Source organism: Boudabousia liubingyangii (assembly GCF_001907245.1).
Lineage (GTDB): Bacteria > Actinomycetota > Actinomycetes > Actinomycetales > Actinomycetaceae > Boudabousia > Boudabousia liubingyangii.
The window spans coordinates 329,125-350,085 of sequence record NZ_MQSU01000003.1; the positions used below are offsets into that span (position 1 = coordinate 329,125).

A 20,961-nucleotide genomic window follows, 5' to 3' on the forward strand; every position below is an offset into this window, starting at 1 on the left:
TTGGCCTCCACCGTTTTTGGTGGGGGTCTACCTGTTTTCCCTACTGATTACTTCAAAGGACTAACCATGACTTCTACTGCTCTAACTTCAAAGACCCCGCATGCTATCCGTTTAGAGACTAGTGAGTCTGTTTGTGCCGGTCACCCAGACAAGCTCTGTGATCGGATTGCTGATGAGATTCTCGATGAGTGTCTATGGGAAGACCCCGCTTCACGCTGCGCGGTAGAGGTTATGGCATCCAACCACCTCATCACCGTTGCCGGGCAAATCACCTGCAACGGCAAGGTGAAGATTCGCCAAGTAGTGCGCTCGACCCTAGCCCAGCTCGGCTACCAGCCTTGGAAATACCTCGTCAGTGTCAACGTCACGAAGCAGTCCAGTGACATCGCCGGTGGGGTGGACACGGCGTTGGAGACCCGCGAAGGTGGCGCGGAACACGCGGGGGCGTTCTCGGATCTTGGCGCAGGTGATCAGGGCAGCGTCTATGGTTACGCCACTGATGCTACCAAGGATTTCTTGCCAGCCTCACTTGTTGCTGCGCATGAGATTTGCGCCCGCTTGGACCAGGCGCGTGAGCAAGGAACCATTGCTGGTATCGGCCCGGATGGCAAAGCCCAAGTCACCCTCACCGTTGATGAGGATGGCACGCCGATTACTGCACCCACCGTCGTCGTATCCATCCAGCACAATGCGGCCAAGGACCTAGAGGAGCTGCGCCGGGAAGTGATTTCTAAGATTGTCGCCCCATGCTTAGAGGCGATCGGAATCGATACTCTCCAGTACACCACCGTCCTTGTGAATCCTTCGGGCCGGTTCGTCAAAGGTGGCCCGGGAGCAGACACAGGCCTGACGGGTCGCAAGCTCATGGTTGACACCTATGGTGGTCATGCACCCCATGGTGGTGGCGCGTTTTCTGGTAAGGATGCGACCAAGGTCGACCGCACGGGTGCTTACATGGCGCGCTTCCTCGCCAAGCAGGTGGTAGCGAGCCGTCTTGCCAAGCGCTGCACGGTCTCGATTAGTTACGCGATTGGAAAGGCCGACCCGGTCGCCTTCGACATCAACACCCACGGCACCAATATTCCAGAAGTGTCTGATGAGGATATTCGCCTAGCACTGTTGGAGTTCTACAGTTTGCGGCCGGGCGCAATCATCGATCGTTTCAAACTGCGCCGCCATGGTTACGCTCGCTACAGCGCATACGGACACTTCGGATATATAAACGGTGCCTACCCCGGATGGGAAGACACCATTGGTGCTTGGGATCTCAAAACCCAAGTTATCGATCACGCCAAGGCCCGCCACTGCGAAACCAACGAGGAGGCGCAGCGATGAGCATGAACATCAAAACCATCCCCGTGGACAAGTTGCAGGCGGCGGACTACAACCCCCGCAAAGACCTCCAACCAGGCGACCCCGAGTTCGAAAAGTTGAAGAGGTCAGTCGAGGAGTTTGGTTACGTCGAACCGGTCATTTTCAACGAGGCGACCGGGCGTGTGGTGGGAGGCCACCAGCGCCTCAAGGTCCTCACCGCACTCGGACACACCGAAATTGAATGCGTGGTCGTTGATCTTCCCGAGGCCAAAGAAAAAGCGTTGAACGTGGCGCTTAATAAGGTCAAGGGTGAGTGGGATGAGTCCAAACTGGCCCTGTTGATTGCTGACCTTCAGGCTGAGGATTTCGATGTGACCCTGACAGGTTTCGACCCCGCCGAAGTCGACGCCCTCTTCCGTGACCAGTTAGCCGGTGGAATCGAAGAGGATGATTTCGATGTCGAGGCAGAACTAGCCAAACCCGCAATGTCCCGCACCGGCGACATCTGGCAGCTCGGCCGCCACCGCCTCATCGTCGGAGACTCCACCAACCCAGACACCTTCGCAGCCTTGATGGGTGATGAGAAGGCGAATCTGGTGGTCACTGACCCGCCCTACAACGTCAACTATCAAGGCTCGGCTGGTTCTATCCAGAACGATCACATGGACAACGACTCCTTCGTCGCTTTCCTCACCAAAGCCTTCACTGCCCTTGAGACGGTGATGGCTGATGACGCCTCCATTTACGTCTTCCATTCCGATACTGGGGGTTATGCGTTCCGTAAGGCCTTCGACGACGCCGGGTTCTACCTGTCTGGTTGTTGTATTTGGGTCAAGCAATCCATTGTGCTGGGGCGTTCGCCTTATCAGTGGCAGCATGAGCCGGTGCTTTTTGGGTGGAAGAAGAAGGGACGCCATCAGTGGTACACCGGACGCAAAGAATCGACGATCTGGCGCTTCGATAAGCCCCGCAAAAACACGGACCACCCCACGATGAAGCCGGTGGAGCTCATCGCATACCCGATTTTGAACAGCTCGCTGTCGAATCAGATAGTTCTTGATGCTTTCGGCGGGTCTGGTTCTACTTTGGTGGCGGCTGAGCAGACCGGGCGCGTAGCCCGCCTGGTTGAACTCGATCCGAAGTACGCCGATGTCATCATCAACCGCTACCGCGAGCTCGCAGGAGCCACCTCCGGAATCAAAGTCATCCGTGATGGGCAGGAGTTGTCCTTTGAACAGGCCCAACCCGACTCCGACAGTGAGGGTGAGGGGTAGTTCTCTGTGTGGGAACTGGCTGGCTTTTTGGCCCCGGATAAGTGATGCCACCGCTTGTCCGGGGCAGCCAAAACCTTACTTCGAGGTGTGCTCTAGAACGCTACATTCCTTGGCGTTTAAGCCGGTTTGGACTGGATAAACCTGTGTTTCTAAGGGTTCATGTTGTTGACAGAAAAACCCGACAAGCCACAAGGGAGAACACACAACCATGAGCATCACCTTCGATTACGATCTGCCGGCCGGTAAACGCGGCACCATCGTCACTAACCTCCGAGCACTCTACGGGCTTAGAGCCCAGTATCTGGGAGCACCTAGCTACGAGTACCAGGTCGGCCCCGCCACCGTCGCCCGTAACGGCACGATCAGGTGGGAGGGTAAGGGGCCTTCTAAGAAGGATGTGCGCGACCTGCTGGGGCTGCTTGGGGAGGATGACTTCTACCCAGACAACCTCTTCGACCTACGCCACTGGCTCGAAACCAAACAACCCCGCACCACCAAACCCCAAGCCACACCCGGCGAGGCGGAGCCAGAGGAGCTGGTGGCTGACGGCGTGACTGTCACCATCCCACGCAGCGCCCTCACTGACGCTGCCTTGGAGCGGTTCCAGGCGCTGGTGGGTGCGAAGGGTCCGCTGATTCAGGCTGCACTGGACCTTGAGGCCCTGCCTATCGAGGTCACTGACGATGAAGTGCGGATGCCCTGGACTGCCCGCCCCTGCACCCCAGCTCAGGCTCATGCCCTCACCGAGTTGATTGGTGCGATGCTCACCATGGCTATGGAGGCCAAACGTGTGACCGCCAAGCCTAAGGAGGAAAGTAACCCGAGGTATGCGATGCGCTGCTTCCTGCTACGTCTGGGCTTCATCGGCCCCGAACACAAAGCGCTACGCAAGACGCTGATGGGTGACCTGTCTGGGTCGGCGGCCTGGCGAACCCCACCAAAAGAAGCAGACACAAAAGAAGGCTCGCTGGTGGGGCGCAGGATCCGCCTCGATGACACGAGTGACCCTTACACCAGCCTCACCCCAGGTGCGGAGGGCACTATCAACAATGTTGACGACCTAGGGACCATCCACGTCAACTGGGATAACGGCTCCACCTTGGGGCTGGTGCCTGGGGAGGACTCCTACACGCTCCTCTAAAGCACCGCTGGCCAGCGCCCACCCCGGGGTGCTGGTTGGTGTTTTGCAAGAGATGCACACCGCTACTATTAACCGGTGAATAAGCGGCTTTTGGGCTGGATATAACTGTGGAAGTAAGCGTTGATTGTTGTTGACACAAGTAACCGGCCAGCACCCGCTGACCACCGAGAAATCTGGAGACAACAATGACCACCGCAACCATCCCCGCCCCCACCCTGACCACGGAATACACCCCGATGCAGGCCGACAGTGGGCTGCCTGAGGGGCTGGCCTGCCTGGGAGTGCCCGAGTGGGCAACCGCCTGGTACGCCGCCGAGCAGGGCCAAGCACCCGTTGAAGTAATTCGCGCCCTAGAAGTGGTCTGTGAGGACTACGAACCAGACTTCATCACCCTGACCCCAACTAGGTGTGAGGAGCTCGGGCCGTTCGAAATCGACACGGTTGAGTTGCGTGCCATACTCATTGATGCCTACCGTATCGGCTTCGCCCACGCACAGGCCGTGAACTAGAGATGTACACCTCTAGAAAACCCCTGCAAATAAGCGGGAAACGACTGGATAAAACCGCCGGTGTAAGTGACTAATAGTTACACAAGAACAAAGCACCTACACCGCAAGGAAGGGCAAGCACAATGAACACCACGAAGACCACGATGGAGACCCTGGCCGAGACCACCGCACAGCGCATCATCCTCCAACACGGGGACCGCATCCTGGTAGCCACTTACCGCTACCTGAGCGGAAAGGACAACGGCTGGCAGGCCGAAACCTACCGCCTGGCCGAGGTCCCGATCCCCGGCTGGGGCAAGGACGCCAGACCGGTAAGCGAATGCGCCCTGAGCCTCGAAGCCTCCTCGGATGAGTACTTCGCGGACAATGGCAGCGCGATCGCCTGGGCCATCACCCACTAACCCGCCTAGACAGGCAGAACCGCGAGACCAAACCGCACCACCCAATGCTTGGTGGCTGCGGTTTTTTTTTACCACCAAAACCAGAGCCTGTCCGGGGTGCTGGGTTAGAGATGTACACCGCTACTTTTCCCTCTGTTTTCAAGGGGAAATGACTGGATAAAGGTGTGTTTCTAAGGCTTACTTGTAACACCTGGAACACAGGAACACAGCAAGCCGAAAGGAACAACGACAATGAACACCAAGAATACCACCAAGGAAGAAACCGAAGTCATCACCACCGGGGCGCTTCGCATCCGCCTCGAGGCCATTGCCAAGGCTGACGAATACGCCGGCATCGACACTCTCTTATCGAGGGGCTCCGATGGCTTCGACTGGGCCGAAATGACCATCGGGTCGCTTCGCCGCCTGATGGAGCAGGCCTTCCAAGCCGGCCTAGACGCCGCACACACCGAAGGCATCACCCAGGTAGTCAAGACCGAGGACGAGGTCTACACCGAGGCCGACACCAAGGTCATCCACCCAGCCCCACAAATCATCAACGATGAGGATGAGGCAGCCCGGGTGGGAAGCCACGGCATCGACAACGTCTGGATCCCAATCGGAGAAGGCAAATACGCGCTGATCTACACCACCTGGGCGAATGCGACCGGGTGGCGCAAAGTCCCCGCCATCTACACCAAACAACCCGGTGGCACCTACCAGCTAGCCACCTGGAACGAAGAAGGCTTCGACAACAACTACATGCGCGCCGAAGGCTACCCAGAAGCCTTGACCTGGGCAATCAACAACGCTTAGGCCTCCTAGGCAAGCCACCCCGAGCCGACCGCCGGGGCCTGGCCTTTTTCAACGCTGATGCTCCGCCAAGTCGGTGGGGCCTTTTCTATGCCCCGCAATCACTTACCGGCCGTCATCAGTCCAGTCGGTTCCCGTACAGAGAACTGCCGCAAACCACCAAACCAGGAAGGGAGCAAACCATGATGCGTCGCCTGAGTAGTTATGAGCCGACTCGTTTCATGGCAGACGGCTCCCACTACGACCGTAATGCTGCTGATTATGCGGTTGCGTTCATCCAGGCCCTAACCCACACCAAAGGCCGCTGGGCCGGTAAACCCTTCGAACTGATTGATTGGCAAGAGCAGATCATCCGTGACCTGTTCGGCACCCTCAAGGCGGATGGGTTCCGGCAGTTCAACACCGCCTACGTTGAAATCCCCAAAAAGATGGGCAAGAGCGAGCTCGCTGCCGCCGTGGCACTGTTGCTCACGTGTGGGGATGGTGAAGAGCGGGCCGAGGTCTACGGGTGCGCAGCAGACCGACAGCAAGCATCCATCGTGTTCGAGGTCGCAGCCGACATGGTCCGCAACTCACCGGCACTGTCCCGCCGGGTGAAGATTCTTGCCTCCCAGAAGCGCATCGTGTTCCAGCCCACCAACAGCTTCTACCAAGTTCTCTCGGCTGAGGCGTATTCCAAGCATGGGTTCAACATTCACGGCGTGGTCTTTGACGAGCTGCACACCCAACCCGACCGCCGCCTCTTCGACGTCATGACCAAAGGCTCCGGCGATGCCCGCACCCAGCCCCTCTACTTCTTGATTACGACGGCAGGGTCAGACACGAACAGCATTTGCTATGAGACGCACCAAAAAGCCCAAGACATCCTTGAGGGCAGGAAGATCGACCCCACCTTCTACCCAGTCATTTACGGAGCAGACCAAGACGATGACTGGACCGACGAAACCGTTTGGGCGAAAGCCAACCCATCCCTAGGCATCACGGTCGGCATCGACAAAGTGAGGGCCGCCTGTGAGAGTGCGAAGCAAAACCCGGCCGAAGAAAACTCCTTCCGCCAACTCAGATTGAACCAGTGGGTGAAACAGTCCGTGCGGTGGATGCCCATGCACGCCTGGGATAACTGCCAACGCCATTTCACCCCAGACCAACTGCGGGGCCGGGTCTGTTACGGCGGGCTTGACCTCTCATCCACCACGGATATCACGGCGTTCGTCCAAGTCTTCCCGCCAGAAGACGTTGATGAGCCATACTTTGTCCTCCCGCACTTTTGGATTCCCGAGGACAACATTGACCGCCGTGTCTTGCGTGATCGGGTTCCATACGACCTCTGGGCACGCCAAGGCCACCTCAACCTCACCGAGGGCAACGTCGTCCACTACGCGGCGATTGAACAAGCCATCGAGCAAATCAGTGAGGAGTTTGATTTGCGGGAGGTGGCGTTCGATAGGTGGGGCGCTGTCCAAATGACCCAAAACCTCGATGCCATGGGTCTGACCGTCGTCCCGTTCGGCCAAGGCTTCAAAGACATGTCCCCACCAACCAAAGAGCTAATGAAGCTGGTGCTGGAGGGCAAGTTGGCTCATGATGGGCATCCGGTTTTGCGGTGGATGATGGACAACATCTTCATCCGCCAAGATCCGGCTGGGAACATCAAACCCGACAAAGAAAAATCCACCGAGAAAATCGACGGTGTCGTGGCCACCATCATGGGGCTAGACCGAGCAATCAGATGCGGGGTCGGGCCAGCCAGCGAGAGCGTCTACGATAAGCGAGGATTGCTGGTTATATAGAAAACATGAAAAGTATTTAATCATGATTGATTTATTAGATGATGTAAAGTATGATGAAAATGCAAATACTTCCAATTAATTTGAATAGCAAAGGAGCTAACAATGAAGTATTCAGCAATTAGGAAGTTCTCGGGACTTGCATTGATTACTGCGTTGACTATAGGTACTGTGGGTGGTATTTCAATAGCTAATGCTGCCGAGCGCAGCAGGGCGCATGTGCCTTGTGAACTTTACAGTTACCGTCCTACCATTTCAGGTAGTTACGTAAAAGGTATTGGTGGACGGCATGGGTGTATCAATACGGTGGACTGGGTCCGGGTTAGCATGTGGACTAACAACTGGGGGCCAGACACTCGCTTGGCAGTTAATCAGAAGGGCCCGGTAAATACGATTCAACTCGATGTCTCTGCGAAAACTTCAACTGCTGGTAAAGGCGCATATGTGTATACTTATGTTGAGTCTTCAACTGGAGCAGTGAAGTATTCGCCTGACATTCAACTGTAGGCCGTGATTTCGCATGATTGAAATTCGCAATCTGCATTTTTCCTATCGCAATTTTCATGCACTAAAAGGGGTTTCGCTACGCGCCGAGCCTGGTGTTTACGGGCTTTTGGGACCTAACGGTGCGGGCAAATCAACGTTGATGAAATCTGTGGTGGGAATGTTACCTTTGCAGAAAGGCGAAATCCTTATCAATGGTAAGTCTCTAACTCGAATGGATCGCTCAGAAAAACGGCGGCTAGGCTATTTACCACAGCATTTCGATTTGATGGATTTTGTTACAGTCGAGCGCAACCTCATTTATGCAGCGTGGGCGCATGGTATCGATAGGAATGAAGCCGGTAGAGCCATTAGTGAGATTCTTGAGATTACCCATTTGGGTGGGAAAGCTAACGTGTTAGCTCGTTCACTTTCGGGTGGGATGCGCCAGCGCCTAGGTATTGCCTGTGCGTTGGTGCATCGCCCTCGCGTTGCTCTGTTGGACGAGCCGACGGTGGGTTTAGATCCGCTACAACGGGCCGGTATCCGTAACCTTCTGCTTGAATTGTCGCGTGAATCTGTGATTTTGATTTCTACGCATTTAGTAGAGGATTTAGCGGCAGTGGCCAGCCGTGTGTTGGTGATGAACTCAGGACTGATTACTTTTGACGGTACAGTGGATGACCTTAATGCTTTGGGCGAGCGCAACCCTTCACCAGGGTTGAACATCCTCGAATGTGGGTATCAGGCGGCTTTGGCGCGTATTCCGAATAGGCAGTAGGGGAAAGGCTAAGGCTGATGCGTGGACTGATTTTCCCTATAAAAACCTGGTGGCTATTGGGTCTGACTGCCTTTTTAGCTCTGGTGTGTCTGGTGCAATCGGTGGCACTCATTCCCACCTGGCCGAACCCAGATTTACGAGTGGTAATTCCTCAGCTGCAAGAGCAGCTAATCGTACCTGTGGTGATTATCGGGTTGGCAGCTGCCATATTTTTTGACCCGCAAGGTAAAAAGTCAGTGGTGATTGGGCCGCTCACAGTGCTCTCGCCTACCCGTCGAATCCTTCCTTTTGCATTTACGATATGGGGCGCAGCAGTAGTTGGACCTATACTCGGCTGGGGCTATATGTTAGTACGCAGCGCAGCAGTGAGGTTTAGGCTCATAGACTTGATAGCTTTTCTTGTTTTGATAATCTCGTTGTTTGCTGCGGCAACATTGGCGATGGTTTTAGCTAACCTGTTGCCGCCGAAGTGGAAGCTCGTGCTTACCCCACTTTTGTCTGCGTTAGTGGTTTTTGTGCCGGTTATTATGAACGTATTTTTATTGGCAGGAACCGGTAAGTCGAGCCTCTCGCTAGCGTTTATGTGGGGTACTAGCCTAGTAAGTTACCCCACTGATTTTGTGATGTCCACTGAGCTGATTCGTTTGGTTTACTTCGTTCTGCTAAGTGTTTGCGGGGTGTATGCGCTGATGCGTTTCAATTCTTATGCGCTTACGGGGCGGAGGAGCTTTGCCATTGTCGGTTTAGTATATCTTCTGGCGCCTGCGCTTGTGTTTGCGTCCAGCATTTTGATGTCTCCGGTACTAACCAAGTACGAGGACGATCGTCAAAAGTGTGAGGTAATAGGCGAGTATCGTTTGTGCTTGCCTATTGCCCAAGCAACACTAATACCTAGTTTGAAGGAGCATTTCCAGCAATTATTTGCACAGTTACCCAACGCTTGGGTTGACCCTAAAACCCCAATCGGTTTTGCTGAAGGTGCGATTATTGGCCCGCTTACTCTGCAAAATCCTGGTAACTTCAAAACTCGCCAAGAATGGGAGCAGGTGACTTTTAGCAATATTGCCTACAACATTTTCGCAAGTGGCGGGCATAGCGATGCTTGCTCAAATCAAGCTCAGTTTTATGACGATTTGCGAAATTCCCTGCTGTTGCGTGCGAAGCTGCCGATGGATCTCGTTTATGGTGTCAACGAGGAAACTGGGCAGGAAAGCGAACACACGATTTCGGCTGATGCAAGCCCTCAACTGGCCTTCCTGACTAAATTGTCCACAGCCGAATATCAGCAATGGTTACTTAAGCATCGAGACTCCATCGCCACCTGCAAGTTAAGTAAGGAAAATTTCAGGTAAGGGATTGAGTAGATGAAACCAAGACCTGGCTTTCTCTATCCGGTGATTGTTAGTGTATGCGCATGGGTATTAGCTGTTTACGTGGCGCACCTAGTAGGGGTTATATTTTATCTGCCCTCATCAGGTTTTGTTGTTGCCGTGAAGCCGTCTACCATCGCAGTATTGGTGTTCACATGGGTAGCTTTGCTTTGTTTTTTGCCGCGAATGCCCTGGGTGGAGTTGAATAGCCCTCGCCCAATGCGACTGCGAGCTTTCACCGAAATTTTGTTTATTTCTGTTCTGATTTTGTTGGTATCTCCGCTCGGGGTGATGTGGAGTATCTGGAGTGCTCCCAGATTTAAATTTCGTCCCGGCCAGGTGGTATTTGATAAAGAATTCTTCTCACATGGCGTCGGGTTTCAGATGTTTAGCGGCCTACAAGGGATTATTATCCTAAGCTTGACGATGCTTACCATAGCCCTAATTGGGCACAAATACGGGCGGCTAAGTTTGCCGGTGTGGGTGGTACTTTATTGGCTGGGACAGTCGAGCGGTATGTTGTATTGGATGCCAAGTGGCGCGCTACATTATTTCGAATCAACCCTAATCTATGCCGCTATTTTTACGGCCTGTTTGTGGACTGTTTGCGTATTCACATATGTGTATACTGTCCGCGGTATTAAACCTATCTTGACCAGCGTCTAATGGGAGTAAATCTTCTAATACTTACGCTGAACACTGCTAGTGAAATAACTACCCTTATAGCAATAATATCTGTTGTAAATTTTTATGTATGCACTGACGCCCAGCTGGCAACATCAAACCCGACAAAGAAAAATCCACTGAGAAGATTGACGGCGTTGTCGTCACCATCATGGGCCTAGACAGAGCCATCAGATGCGGAGTAGGCCCAGCCAGCGAGTCGGTCTACGACAGGCGCGGGCTACTGCTGTTGTAGGCGGACGGTCAGAGCATGCATGAGCACCAGGTTCAGTACCATGACGCCGATCATGATGAGGCTGGCGGTCAGCAGACCGCTGCTGTGGTGATGGGACATGCCCCATATCAGTAGTGCCACGATCGGCAACTGGATGGGGGCTGACCACTGAGGCAGGAAGCAGCCACGCTGGTAGGTCACAAGCATCTGGACGCAATGAACGGCTAGGTGAAATCCGTAAGCAATCGTGGCGGCTGTAAACCACACCGGCGGCAAAAACAGTGCGATCACGCTCAAGAGTGTCAACTCTTCAAGGGCGATCCGTGTGAACGCTACCGGTTGGAGCCTCAGATTCTTCATCAGTGCGAGCAGGTGTTCACGGTTGCGGTGTAGCCATGGCAGCAAAACTCGTTATTCCTCGACCTCATGCCAAAGGAACAACACAAGTACGGCTCCTACCAGCCACCACAGCAGACTTACCACCTCTCTAAAACACGCTGCTTCCTTTTTCCATTGTCCTCCCTGAAAGGAACAAACGCATGGGCTTCCTATCCTGGCTCGGCCTCAAACCACCCGAACCGACAAACAGTTGGTCGTTGACCAATACTGAGTTCTTCGCATCTCCAACTAGTAGCGGTAAGACGGTGACGGAGCGCTCGGCTATGCAGATGACTGCCGTCTACGCCTGTGTCCGTATTTTGGCTGAGGCCGTCGCATCCCTACCGCTGCACTTGTACCAGCAGCGCGAAGGCAGCACGGGTGGCAACGAACGAGCGACCACCCATCCGTTGTATCGGGTGCTCCATGATGAGCCGAACGCGGAGATGACCTCGTTTGTGTTCCGCGAGACCCTCATGACCCACCTGCTGCTGTGGGGTAACGCTTATGCCCAAGTCATCAGGAACGGGCGCGGTGAGGTCATCGGCCTATACCCGCTACTACCATCGCAGATGATTGTCGATAGGGATCCGGACACGGGCCTATTGCGTTACACCTATCGTCCTCAAACCACCGGTAAGCCGCCGGTGGTTGTTTTATCCCCAGCCGACGTCCTCCATATTCCCGGGCTCGGTTTTGATGGGCTGGTTGGTTACAGCCCGATTCAGATGGCCCGTAACGCGATTGGCATGGGGCTGGCCTGTGAAGAATACGGGGCTAGGTTCTTTGCCAACGGTGCCGCGCCCGGTGGGGTGCTTGAGCATCCGGGCACGATTCGTGACCCAGCAAGGGTACGCGAATCATGGCAGTCCACCTTCGGCGGCAGCGAGAATGCGGGCAAGATCGCGGTGCTCGAGGAGGGGATGAAGTACACGCCTATCGGCATTTCGCCGGAGCAGGCGCAGTTCTTGGAGACCCGCAAGTTCCAGATCAACGAAATCGCCCGTATCTTCCGCATCCCACCACACATGGTCGGCGACCTCGAAAAGAGCAGCTTTTCCAACATTGAGCAACAAAGCCTCGAGTTCGTGAAATACACGCTTGACCCTTGGGTGATCAGGTGGGAACAAGCCCTCACCAAAACCCTGCTCACCGGGGCTGACCGGGAGAAGTACTCAATCGCCTTCAATCTTGAGGGCCTGTTGCGTGGGGATTACGCGTCGCGGATGCAGGGGTATGCGGTTGCTCGCCAGAACGGGTGGATGAGCGCCAACGACATCCGCCAGTTAGAGAACCTCGACCTCATCTCAACCGAGGATGGCGGGGACCTTTACCTGGTTAACGGCAACATGCTCCCACTCAACCAAGCGGGTAGCTACTACACCCACCGCCAGATGCGGGATAGCCAACCAGCACAAGAAAACGACATCAATAGTGAAAGCGAGGAGGATGCAGATGACGGCGACAACACGAGCCGACCCGAACATGAAGACACCCACTAGCACCAGGCGATTTTGGGATTACACCACCAGCCCGGATGGCAAGCGCGTACTAGAACTGCGTGGGCCGATTGCGCCGGAGTCTTGGTTCGGGGACGAAACCACACCCCAGCAATTTCGCGACGAACTCATGAGCGGTAATGGTGACATTATCGTGTGGATCAATAGCCCTGGTGGGGATGTAGTGGCGGCTGCCGAGATTTATTCGATGCTCATGGACTACCCAGGACACGTCACCGTCAAAATCGACGGCCTCGCCGCATCAGCCGCATCCGTCATCGCGATGGCAGGCAGCGAGGTGCTCATGTCGCCGGTTGCGATGTTGATGATTCACAACCCCATGACCGCCGCCATCGGCGACAGCGAGGAGATGCTCCGCGCGGTGTCCATGTTGGCCGAGGTCAAGGAATCCATCCTCAACGCCTACGAACTGCGCAGCCACCTTAGCCGCGCGGAGCTCAGTGAGTTGATGGATGCGGAGACTTGGATGGACGTGAACAAAGCTATTGAGCTTGGTTTCGCAGACGGACTGATCACTCCTGGCTCGCCGTTCCCGGCCGCACAGCCCGATAAGCCCGTGTCCGCGATGGTGTTTTCCCGTCGCGCTGTCACCAACTCACTGTTGGATGCCATCAACGCAGACCTCACTGGTGGCCAAGAACCACTCCCACTAGTAGCGGAGCCTGATCCACCGCCACCTGCTGGCCGCGCGGTCAGCGACCTGTTATCCGCCCTCGATCACTTGAAGCCCTAGCGCCCGATGCGCCGGGGCTTTTCTCATACCCAATCCACCCCTTTGTGTTTTGAAAGGACACATCATGACTACAACGATGATTAATGACCTGCGAACCCGCCGTGCCGAGACCTGGGAGAAAGCCAAGGCCTTCCTCACTGAACGCCAAAGCGCCAATAACGGGATCCTGACGGCTGAGGATGATGAGACTTACGCTCGTATGGAAGCCGAAATCGAAGCCTTCGGTCGCGAGATCGCGCGCGCTGAACGCGCCGCCGAGCTTGACGCACAGCTCTCTAAGCCGGTGGCCGCGCCTTTGGCGATGACCCCTGGGTCCGTGGCTCCTGAGGGGCATAAACATGTGCCGTTCCGGGCTACGGATGAATACCGCGAGAACTTTTGGAACGCCATGCGCATGGCCACCAACCCCTTCGAAGTACGCAACGACTTGAAGGAAGGTGCTGACACTGAAGGCGGCTACCTAGTACCGGACGAGTTCGAACGCACTTTGGTCGAAGCGCTCAACGAGGAGAACATTATTCGTTCTCTGGCTAAGCGGATTACCACCACATCGGGTGATCGTAAGATCCCTGTCGTGGCGACCCACGGGAAGGCTAACTGGCTCGATGAAGGGGCAGCAGTCACCGAGTCTGATGAGGCTTTCAAGCAAGTCACGCTGGGGGCTTATAAACTCTCCACCTTCATCAAGGTCAGTGAAGAGCTCTTGGCTGACTCTGCGTTCAACATCGAGGCCTACCTGGCAAACGAGTTCGGGCGCAGGATCGGCGCTGCTGAAGAAGAGGCGTTCCTTGTTGGGGATGGGTCTAATAAGCCCACCGGTATCTTCCACAAGACTGATGGTGCACAGGAGGGCCTGAAGGCTGCCGGCCAGACCGCGATCACCGCAGACGAACTCATCGATTTGTTCTATGCGCTGCGTAGCCCGTATCGGAAGAACGCCGTGTGGCTGACCAACGACTCCACGGTCAAGGCGATTCGCAAGCTGAAGGACAATCAGGGCCAGTACCTGTGGCAGCCCGCTTTGACTGCAGGTTCCCCGGACATGATTCTAGGCCGCCCCATTTATACCTCCAGCTTTGTGCCGGAGATTAAGGCCGGGGCAAAGACCGTGGCCTTCGGTGACCTGTCCTACTACTGGATTGCTGACCGTGCGGGCCGCTCTTTCAAGCGCCTCAATGAACTGTTTGCGACCACTGGTCAGGTGGGGTTCATGGCAACCCAACGCGTCGACGGCAAGTTGATTCTGCCTGAAGCCGTCAAGGTCCTTGTTCAGAAGCAGTAACCCACTGCCAGTTGTTGGAGGGGAGGTGGCGTAAAGCCATGTCACGCATGTTTAACCAAGGCGAGTTCCTGTCGGCGCTCAAGGCCAATCTGGTGCTTGAGCATTCCCAGGATGATGAGTTGCTGGGTGAACTGATTCAGGCGGGATTGGATTACGCCACCTCCTACCAGCACCTGCCCCCAGGCCACTACGAGCATCACCCGTTGTCGGAGTCGACATACCGTGCGGTGATCATGCTGGCCACCCACTTCTACGAATCCAGGGACGGCTCGACCGGCGGGTTTTTCGCTGATAACACGCATGCCGCCGCCCGGGTGTGGGAGACCGTCAACCGGCTACTGATTCTGGATCGCGATTGGAAAGTCTAAAAAAGAGGGAGGTGAGTGGTGATGGGTGTTGGTCGTTTAAGTACGCGCATGCTTTTCTTGGATTCGCAGATGATTGCCGATAGGGAGGGGTTTGCCCGCCCGGCTTCGCGCAGTGGTCATGAGTGGCGTGGGGCGTTTGAGGAGCGTTCTGCTACGACTAGGTGGGCGAACCTTGCTGGTTTTCACCAAGTCGATGCCATGGCAACCATCCGCACCCCCAAGGGGTTCACCCCAGTGGTCGGAGGGCAGGTGTTCATCGAACGAAACACGTTCACGATCATGGGGATTGAGAACGTGAAAAACCGAGGCCGCTACCTCATCCTGTTCCTACGCAAGGAGGTGCACCGTGGCTAAAAGCAGCATCAAAATGCCCACCAAAACGTTGGAACAATTCGCACACATCACCACAGCAATGCCCGACATCGCCGAAGAGGCTGTCACTGCCGGCGGCCGCGTAGTCGAAGCTAAAGTAAGAGGCAACCTGAGTGCCGCAATCGGTTCTGGCACGAAGGGCAAGTCTCGCTCTACCGGCCAACTCCTTGGTGCGCTCGGTTTGTCTCCGGCGAGGGTGGATAGGCGGGGTGATCACAATGTGAAAGTCGGCTTCACCGAGAACCGCAGGGATGATAGGCCGAACGCCCTGATCGCCAATGTCCTCGAATACGGCAAGGCCGGGCAAACGCCACGCCCATTCCTGCGCCCAGCCAGAGCCTCATCTCGCCGTGCCTGCTTAGAAGCGATGAAACAAGTCCTGCACAACCGGATGAAAGGCGGGTGAGGTAAATGGAGTGCCTTGAGTTGCTGATGCGGTTGTTTAACGGGCTTGGCATGCCAGTGTTCACCGGTTCTTTCCCACCCCAACAGGTAGGCAACTACATCGTCTTAACACCCTTGGCCGATGTGTATGACCTGCACGCAGACAACGCGCCTGGTGTGGAGATCCAGTACGTGCGGGTCAACATTTTCACTACCGGCAGTTACAAACTGCACGCCACCAACATCCCACCAATGCTCCGCAACGCCGGCCTGACGATTACCGAGCGCCGCTACATCGGGCATGACCCAGAGGCCGGTTACCACCATTACGTCATCGAAGTCGCCCTCGCAGTAGACCCCCACTAAGTCTGGGGGTCTTTTCATATCCACCCGCATTTGTCTTTGAAGGAGGACATCGCCATGGCCACGATTGGTCTTGACAAGCTTTACTACGCAACCATCACCGAAAACGAGAGTGGTGAGGAAACCTACGCCACTCCCAAGCCCCTAGCCAAAGCAATCTCCGCAGAGTTGTCTGTCGAACTAGCAGAGGCCATCCTCTACGCCGACGACGGTGCATCAGAGGTGGTCAAGGAGTTCAAATCCGGCACCCTCACCCTGGGCATTGATGATCTCAAGCCCGAGGTCGCAGCGGAATTGACCGGCTGCACCCTCGATGACAATAAGGTCCTGGTCGCCACAAGTGAGGATGGGGCCAAGCCGGTCGCTATCTCTTTCCGCGCCCGCCGCTCCAACGGTAAGTACACGTACTTTTGGCTCTATCGGGTCAAGTTCGCACCGCCCGCCACATCCCTGAACACCAAGGGCGACAGCATTAGTTTTGCGACCCCTTCGATTGAGGGGACGATCATGCGGCGTAACAAGGCGGAGAAGAACGGCCTGCACCCGTGGAAGGCCGAAGTCACCGAAGGAGCCGATGGAGTCAAGGCCCAGACGATTACGGATTGGTACAAGAAGGTTTACGAACCCACCATCACCCCCAAGGGCGCCTGAGGCAGGAAGGAGAAGACTGAATCATGAGTAGCGAAACCTTGACCATGGAAAACCCCGCACTCGATGGCCGCACCGCTTCTGTGACCATCGCAGGCCGTGAGTACACCCTCGTCCTCTCGACGGGGGCGACACGTAAGATCGCGGCCCGCTACGGGGGCCTAGACCAGCTCGGTGAAAAACTCCTCACGGGTGAGGATATGGACCAAGCCTTGGGTGAGATCATCTGGATCGTCACCCTGCTGGCTAACCAGGGCATCCAAATCCACAACTTTGCCCATCCTGAGGACAAGCAGGAGTTGCTCACCGAAGACCTGGTTGAGTTGCTGACGTGTCCGGCTGATTTGGCTGGCTACCGTGAGGCCATCACGGCCGCTTTGGTGAACGGCACCAGGCGTGAGGTTGTCTCCCAGGAACCGGTGGGAAAAGACCAGCAGGCCGAGTAGCAGACAGTGATGAGGCCACGTTCATCCGCCTGCTCCACTGGGGCGTAACTGTCCTGGGTTTGGGGCAGGCGGAAACCTGGCACATGCCCCTCGGCCTACTACTTGACCTGATCGAATGCCACCGCCAACACACCGGCACCGCGACCCCTGTGCGGGAAACGTTTATTGACGACGTTATCCCATACGGGATTTAGATGATTTTCAACATTTTTGGGAGCGAGCTTTCTTTTTGATTCGCTCGATTCGTTTATCCCAATCGCCATCCCATTTACTAGTTGCAGCTTCCTCCAGCAGTTCAAGGGCGTCTTCATAGCGTTTTTCTTTTTCAAGAATAATTGCCAGCCTTTTGAACCCTTTGTGACTGGGATAAATAATTGGTTGGTTTTTCTTTCCAGGTGCGGCAAGACGCTTTTCTTGCCTAATGTGGGCTTTCATTGCCTCTGACTGCATTTCTACTTGCATCCGAGCGGCAGCTATGCAACGTTCAAGAAGTAGTGGATTTTCACGAAAACGATAATAAATTTCTGCCAAGGCCCCAAGGGCTAGATGCTTTGAAAAAATCGCGTCGTCTCCGGTCGCTGGTGATAGGTCATCCTTAACTTGCCAAGCTTTATCAGCAATCTTCAGGATCAATCTAGACTGCTCGGGGTCGTTCGGCTTAAACCATCCAGCTAAAACTGACAACCAAAATGCAGTAGTTTGCGATGACTTTACTTCATTCATTAAGAGTGTGGATTTTGAATTAGATGTACCCATTGGTTTGTAGGTATTGATGATGAGCTTTCGTTCTGACTCATTAAGTTCATGTAACCACCAATCCTCAAGACCGTAGTATCCGATTTCACCCCTTATGGGGATATTTTTCATTGATTTATCGACCGTATCAGGATTTTCCAAGCTGAGTAGTCGAGACCAAAAACCCATCAGGAACTCTCCTTGTTCAAACTGAAATGGCTCTTGTCATTATGCGGGAACGTCAGCTGACTAGCCATTTTGAAATTCCATCTCCATTATCCACGCTTTACCACATAAGGAACCCCTCATGGCTGAAGATTTTGGACTGAAGATCGCGCTCCAGGGTGAGCGGGAGTTCAAGAAGGCGATCACTGAGATCAACGCGTCCTTCCGCGTACTCGGCTCTGAGATGAAGCTGGTGGATGCCCAGTTCAAACGCTCTGATGATGCCCAAGCCAAGTACGCCGCTAAAGGCAAAGTTCTGGCTGAGCAAATCAGCGCTCAGAAGGACAAGATCAACACCCTCGAAGCAGCCTTGAAAAACGCTGCGACGAACTTCGGGGAGACTGACCGGCGCACCCTGGCCTGGCAGACCCAGTTGAATAATGCGAAGGCGGCGTTGGCTGACCTTGAAGGCGAGTTGGAGGACAACAACAAAGCCCTCAGCTCCTTCGGGGATAACGCTGATAATGCTGGGGACGACGCTAGGGACGCAGCCAAAGACACTGACAAGCTTGAGCACTCTGTTGATGGCCTAGGGAGCGAACTCGACGGCACCGGCAAGAAAGCCCTCTCCTTCGGCGACGTACTCAAAGCCAACCTCGCCAGTGAGGCCATCGTCGCCGGGGTCAAAGCCATCGGCAGTGCTATCAAAGCCGTGGGGCGTGGGTTCGTGGACGCGATGAAAGATGGCGTCCAGTACAACGCGACCATGGAGTCCTACACGGCCTCGTTCACCACGATGCTTGGGGATGAGGCCAAGGCCCACAAACTCGTCGCCGACCTCAAAGCCAAAGCTGCCTCCACGCCATACGGTATGCAGGATTTGGCTGATGCGACCCGCACCCTCATGTCCTTTGGTATCAGCGCCAATGATGCGCAGAAGTACATGGGGATGCTTGGGGATGTGGCCCAAGGCGACAAAGAAAAATTTAGTTCTTTGTCTTTGGCGTTTGCTCAGGTCTCATCCGCAGGGAAACTGACGGGCCAGGATTTGATGCAGATGATCAACGCCGGCTTCAACCCCCTCGAAGAAATCTCCCGCAAGACCGGCAAAAGCATCGGTGAGCTCAAGGATGAGATGAGTAAGGGCGCTATCAGCGCTGAGATGGTCGCCCAGGCCTTCGAGAGTGCTACGGCTGAGGGTGGCCGGTTTTATGGGGCTATGGAGAATCAGTCCAAAACCTTCAACGGACAACTCTCCACACTCCAAGATGGCGTCGCCAATTTGAAGGGCCAGTTGGCTGGTGGGCTGACCGAAATGCTCTCAGGCTCGGTGATGCCGATGGTCAACGGCTGGGTAAGCGCACTGTCTGAGGCGTTTGAGAAGGATGGTGTGGATGGGCTGATTACCGCCCTTGGGCAGGTCATCCAAGAAGCCCTCGCCTTCATCAGCGAGCAGTTGCCTGCGTTTTTGGATGCTGCGTTGCGGATTGTCACCAGCCTGGCTGATGGTTTGATTCAGGCTTTGCCTGCGATTACCGAGGCCGCAACCGGACTACTCATCGCCCTCGTCCAAGGAATCTTGGAGTTGTTGCCGGAGCTGACGACGGCGGCTGCCACCATGGTCGCCACGTTGGCATCCGGTATCGGCCAGGCGCTGCCGGAGTTGATTCCGGCGGCTATTGCCGCAATCGTCGGAATCGTCCAAGCACTCATCGACAACCTGCCGTTGCTGCTTGATGCTGCTCTGCAGTTGGTGACCGGTTTAGCCCAAGGCATCATCGAAGCCATCCCCGTGCTCATCGAAGCACTACCAGCACTCATTGAGTCACTGCTGGAGTTTTTGGTGGGTGCGATCCCGCAGATCATCGAAGCAGGAATCACCCTACTCACCAGTCTGGTCGAAGCCCTACCAACGATTATCGAAACGATCGTGGCAGTATTGCCGGAGATTATTGACGCCATCATCAACGCGGTCCTCGGGGCGTTGCCGCTGCTCATTGATGCTGGCATCGAACTGTTCGTCGCACTGGTGGAGGCTCTTCCGACGATCATCGCCACTATTGTTTCCGCCATCCCCAGAATCATCAGCTCGGTGTTGAACGCGATTAGCGCTCATATTCCACAGCTGATGATGATGGGCGTCACCCTACTGACTGCGCTTATTCGTAATCTGCCTACCATCATCAGCACAATCGTCTCTGCGATCCCACAGATTGTTTCGGGGATTGTCTCGGCGTTTGGGCAGGGCGTAAGTCAGATGGTGAGTGTGGGTGGGAATTTGGTGCGGGGCTTGTGGAACGGCATCCAAGGCCTCGCCGGATGGCTATGGAACCAGGTGTCCTCATGGGCCTCAAGTATTTGGGACGGGATTACGTCATTCTTCGGGATTCATTCCCCGTCTAGGAAGATGGCGTGGGCCGGTGAAATGCTCGCACGAGGCCTCGCCGCCGGTATCGACGACAACGCAGGGCGCGCCACCAAAGCCGCCAACGAGATGGCTGCTGATATCGACGCCGCGTTCGCCGACCTCACCGAGGGTCTGGACGTCCCAGTGGATGTCAAGACCCAGGCCCAGTTCGCTGCTTTAGATCAGATGGCTGAAGGCGTGAGTACTTCGAGCCTGTCATCCTCAACGCCTGCCGGCCTGTCGGCTGATGGAGTGCGGTCTGTAGTGGAGGAGGTCGTGCCCGCACTACTACGGGGCATGGATATTCGGGTGGTACTGGATGACGGCACTCTGGTTGGTCGCCTCGCGCCCCGCATCGACCAAGGCCTAGCCGGTCTAGCTCGCCGAAACCCATCACTCACTATTTAGAA

23 protein-coding genes and 1 pseudogene are annotated in these 20,961 nt (G+C 55.4%); 22 read left to right on the plus strand and 2 right to left on the minus strand.

Features of this window, described 5'->3' with window-relative positions; translation table 11 throughout:
- The first annotated feature begins 66 nt into the window (after positions 1–66).
- The 12 genes and pseudogenes from metK to BSR28_RS09285 form a co-directional block, all read left to right on the plus strand.
- On the plus strand, positions 67–1,335 hold the full coding sequence (gene metK, locus BSR28_RS06140; RefSeq protein ID WP_073713649.1) for a methionine adenosyltransferase: 1,269 nt from the start codon (positions 67–69) through the stop codon (positions 1,333–1,335).
- Complete coding sequence (locus tag BSR28_RS06145; RefSeq protein WP_456236387.1) at positions 1,332–2,588, plus strand: site-specific DNA-methyltransferase; 1,257 nt, start codon at positions 1,332–1,334, stop codon at positions 2,586–2,588. The genes metK and BSR28_RS06145 overlap by 4 nt, the downstream gene beginning before the upstream one ends.
- 208 nt (positions 2,589–2,796) lie before the next feature.
- On the plus strand, positions 2,797–3,729 hold the full coding sequence (locus BSR28_RS09190) for a DUF4314 domain-containing protein (RefSeq protein WP_073713650.1): 933 nt from the start codon (positions 2,797–2,799) through the stop codon (positions 3,727–3,729).
- Between the two features lie 185 nt (positions 3,730–3,914).
- Positions 3,915–4,238, plus strand: a complete 324-nt coding sequence (locus BSR28_RS06155; RefSeq protein ID WP_073713651.1) for a hypothetical protein — start codon at positions 3,915–3,917, stop codon at positions 4,236–4,238.
- Between the two features lie 122 nt (positions 4,239–4,360).
- A complete protein-coding gene (locus BSR28_RS06160; RefSeq protein WP_073713652.1) occupies positions 4,361–4,639 on the plus strand; it encodes an Nmad4 family putative nucleotide modification protein in 279 nt (92 codons plus the stop codon).
- A 231-nt stretch (positions 4,640–4,870) separates the two neighbouring features.
- The gene (locus BSR28_RS06165; RefSeq protein ID WP_073713653.1) at positions 4,871–5,434 is read left to right on the plus strand and encodes a DUF6900 domain-containing protein; all 564 of its coding nucleotides are present in this window, start codon (positions 4,871–4,873) and stop codon (positions 5,432–5,434) included.
- 182 nt (positions 5,435–5,616) lie between these two features.
- Positions 5,617–7,221, plus strand: coding sequence for a terminase large subunit (locus BSR28_RS06170; protein ID WP_073713741.1), 1,605 nt, complete (start codon positions 5,617–5,619; stop codon positions 7,219–7,221).
- A gap of 102 nt (positions 7,222–7,323) precedes the next feature.
- On the plus strand, positions 7,324–7,725 hold the full coding sequence (locus BSR28_RS06175; protein WP_071164557.1) for a hypothetical protein: 402 nt from the start codon (positions 7,324–7,326) through the stop codon (positions 7,723–7,725).
- Between the two features lie 13 nt (positions 7,726–7,738).
- Entirely contained in the window at positions 7,739–8,482 is a 744-nt protein-coding gene (locus tag BSR28_RS06180) for an ABC transporter ATP-binding protein (protein WP_073708838.1), read from the plus strand.
- A gap of 17 nt (positions 8,483–8,499) precedes the next feature.
- On the plus strand, positions 8,500–9,834 hold the full coding sequence (locus BSR28_RS06185) for a hypothetical protein (protein ID WP_073708839.1): 1,335 nt from the start codon (positions 8,500–8,502) through the stop codon (positions 9,832–9,834).
- A gap of 12 nt (positions 9,835–9,846) precedes the next feature.
- Positions 9,847–10,518 (plus strand): hypothetical protein, encoded by a 672-nt coding sequence (locus BSR28_RS06190; protein WP_073708840.1) that lies wholly within the window; start codon positions 9,847–9,849, stop codon positions 10,516–10,518.
- A gap of 100 nt (positions 10,519–10,618) precedes the next feature.
- Positions 10,619–10,771: pseudogene (locus tag BSR28_RS09285) on the plus strand (terminase); the annotation flags it as partial.
- Here BSR28_RS09285 and BSR28_RS08965 read toward each other — a convergent pair.
- A complete protein-coding gene (locus tag BSR28_RS08965) occupies positions 10,757–10,957 on the minus strand; it encodes a hypothetical protein (protein ID WP_125899173.1) in 201 nt (66 codons plus the stop codon). The pseudogene BSR28_RS09285 and the gene BSR28_RS08965 sit on opposite strands and share 15 nt — an antisense overlap.
- Before the next feature lie 389 nt (positions 10,958–11,346).
- Here BSR28_RS08965 and BSR28_RS06200 point away from each other — a divergent pair, with 389 nt between their 5' ends.
- The 9 genes from BSR28_RS06200 (at position 11,347) to BSR28_RS06240 (ending at position 17,244) form a co-directional block, all read left to right on the plus strand.
- Complete coding sequence (locus tag BSR28_RS06200) at positions 11,347–12,630, plus strand: phage portal protein (protein ID WP_233120620.1); 1,284 nt, start codon at positions 11,347–11,349, stop codon at positions 12,628–12,630.
- Positions 12,584–13,381: a head maturation protease, ClpP-related gene (locus tag BSR28_RS06205; RefSeq protein WP_407922461.1), complete on the plus strand. Its 798-nt coding sequence runs from the start codon at positions 12,584–12,586 to the stop codon at positions 13,379–13,381. The genes BSR28_RS06200 and BSR28_RS06205 overlap by 47 nt, the downstream gene beginning before the upstream one ends.
- A 64-nt stretch (positions 13,382–13,445) precedes the next feature.
- Positions 13,446–14,663 carry a phage major capsid protein gene (locus BSR28_RS06210; protein WP_073713655.1) on the plus strand — a complete coding sequence of 406 codons (1,218 nt, stop codon included), beginning with the start codon at positions 13,446–13,448 and terminating at the stop codon, positions 14,661–14,663.
- A gap of 38 nt (positions 14,664–14,701) precedes the next feature.
- Complete coding sequence (locus tag BSR28_RS06215; protein ID WP_083379139.1) at positions 14,702–15,031, plus strand: head-tail connector protein; 330 nt, start codon at positions 14,702–14,704, stop codon at positions 15,029–15,031.
- Positions 15,032–15,052: 21 nt separating this feature from the next.
- A complete protein-coding gene (locus BSR28_RS06220; protein ID WP_125899174.1) occupies positions 15,053–15,385 on the plus strand; it encodes a phage head completion protein in 333 nt (110 codons plus the stop codon).
- Positions 15,378–15,809: a hypothetical protein gene (locus tag BSR28_RS06225; RefSeq protein WP_071164548.1), complete on the plus strand. Its 432-nt coding sequence runs from the start codon at positions 15,378–15,380 to the stop codon at positions 15,807–15,809. The genes BSR28_RS06220 and BSR28_RS06225 overlap by 8 nt, the downstream gene beginning before the upstream one ends.
- A 50-nt stretch (positions 15,810–15,859) precedes the next feature.
- Positions 15,860–16,153 carry a hypothetical protein gene (locus BSR28_RS06230; RefSeq protein ID WP_143237607.1) on the plus strand — a complete coding sequence of 98 codons (294 nt, stop codon included), beginning with the start codon at positions 15,860–15,862 and terminating at the stop codon, positions 16,151–16,153.
- Positions 16,154–16,207: 54 nt separating this feature from the next.
- Positions 16,208–16,801: a major tail protein gene (locus tag BSR28_RS06235; protein WP_071164546.1), complete on the plus strand. Its 594-nt coding sequence runs from the start codon at positions 16,208–16,210 to the stop codon at positions 16,799–16,801.
- Between the two features lie 23 nt (positions 16,802–16,824).
- Positions 16,825–17,244: a hypothetical protein gene (locus BSR28_RS06240; protein ID WP_170299674.1), complete on the plus strand. Its 420-nt coding sequence runs from the start codon at positions 16,825–16,827 to the stop codon at positions 17,242–17,244.
- A 201-nt stretch (positions 17,245–17,445) separates the two neighbouring features.
- Here the strand turns inward: BSR28_RS06240 and BSR28_RS06245 are convergent, their stop codons facing one another.
- The gene (locus BSR28_RS06245; RefSeq protein ID WP_125899175.1) at positions 17,446–18,141 is read right to left on the minus strand and encodes a hypothetical protein; all 696 of its coding nucleotides are present in this window, start codon (positions 18,139–18,141) and stop codon (positions 17,446–17,448) included.
- A 145-nt stretch (positions 18,142–18,286) separates the two neighbouring features.
- Between BSR28_RS06245 and BSR28_RS06250 the strand changes: the two genes are divergently transcribed.
- Positions 18,287–20,959: a phage tail protein gene (locus BSR28_RS06250; RefSeq protein ID WP_071164544.1), complete on the plus strand. Its 2,673-nt coding sequence runs from the start codon at positions 18,287–18,289 to the stop codon at positions 20,957–20,959.
- Positions 20,960–20,961 lie beyond the last annotated feature (2 nt).